Origin of the sequence: Mesorhizobium sp. M7D.F.Ca.US.004.03.1.1 (assembly GCF_003998635.1) — a bacterium.
Classification (GTDB): Bacteria; Pseudomonadota; Alphaproteobacteria; order Rhizobiales; family Rhizobiaceae; genus Mesorhizobium; species Mesorhizobium loti.
Map to the genome: position 1 here is coordinate 1 of NZ_RZQG01001386.1, position 1094 is coordinate 1094.

Annotated in this window: 1 protein-coding gene; it reads left to right on the forward strand. The window is 61.4% G+C overall.

Annotated elements, in window-relative coordinates; translation table 11 throughout:
* Window positions 1-365: 365 nt before the first annotated feature.
* A partial coding sequence (locus tag EN935_RS37290; RefSeq protein WP_206534682.1) for an ABC transporter permease occupies window positions 366-1094 on the forward strand: 729 nt, incomplete at its 3' end.

Consider the following 1094-nt stretch of genomic DNA (forward strand, 5'->3'; position numbering starts at 1 on the left):
ATCCTGCAGGATTCCGGCATCCTGATCCAGCCGTACTGGCGCAAGCTCTACAGCCACTCGGTCAAGGCGGTGCAGAACTACAAGATGCACCCGACCTTCGAGCGCGACTACGGCAAGGTCTGGCTCGACCAGGCTTGATCGCATCGACATGGGGAAGGGGCGTCGCCCCTTTCCCTCGCCCGTTGCATCGTCCGTCCCTGTTGGTCCGCGCTTTCTCAAAAAAGTTGCGGACTCGTGGGCAAGGTCATGCAACAAAAACAGGGTTGATCGCATCCGAAGGCCTGTTTGACAGCCAGCCCCGCCGGTCACGGCAGGGTTGGTTTTCATAGCCGGCTCAAACCCCAACCCATCGGCAGGGGGCCGCCATGCTTTCCTTCGTTATCAGGCGTCTTGGCACCATGGCATTGACGATGCTGTGCCTGACCATGGTCGTCTTCTTCCTGATCAACCTCGAGCCCAATCTGAAGAAGCTGGCGATCAGCCAGACCGAAATGCACACGTCGGCCGAGCAGCTCGAGAGCTGGCTGGTCAACCATGGCTACCGGCAGAACTTCTTTGTCCGCTATGGGCAGTGGCTGGGCCTCGTGCCCAAGCAGCCGGTGACCGACCCGGCGACCGGCAAGCCGGCGCAGCGTTTCTCCTTCTGCAACGACCCGCTCGTGTCGACCTTCTCCGGTGTTCTCGAAGGCGACTTCGGCTGCTCGACCAAGTTCAAGGCAACCGTCGCCTCGAAACTGTTTCCCGCGCTCGGCGCCACCGGCATCCTGATGTTCTGGGTGCTGGCGGTGATGGTACCGATCTCGCTGCTGATCGGCATTCTCGCCGGCATGCGCGAGGGGTCGCGAACCGACCGCGTGCTGTCGGTGGCCTCGATCGCCTCGACGGCGACGCCTGAATATGTGTCGGGCGTCATCTTCACCGTCATCTTCGCCTCATGGCTCGGCTGGCTGAACGGCTCGGCGGCCTCGGCCAGCCAGGGCATCACTTTCTACAATTTCACGCTTCCGGTGATGACGCTGGCGATCTACGGCATCGGCTACATCGCCCGCATGACGCGCGCTTCGATGGTCGAAGTGATGACGCAGCAATATATC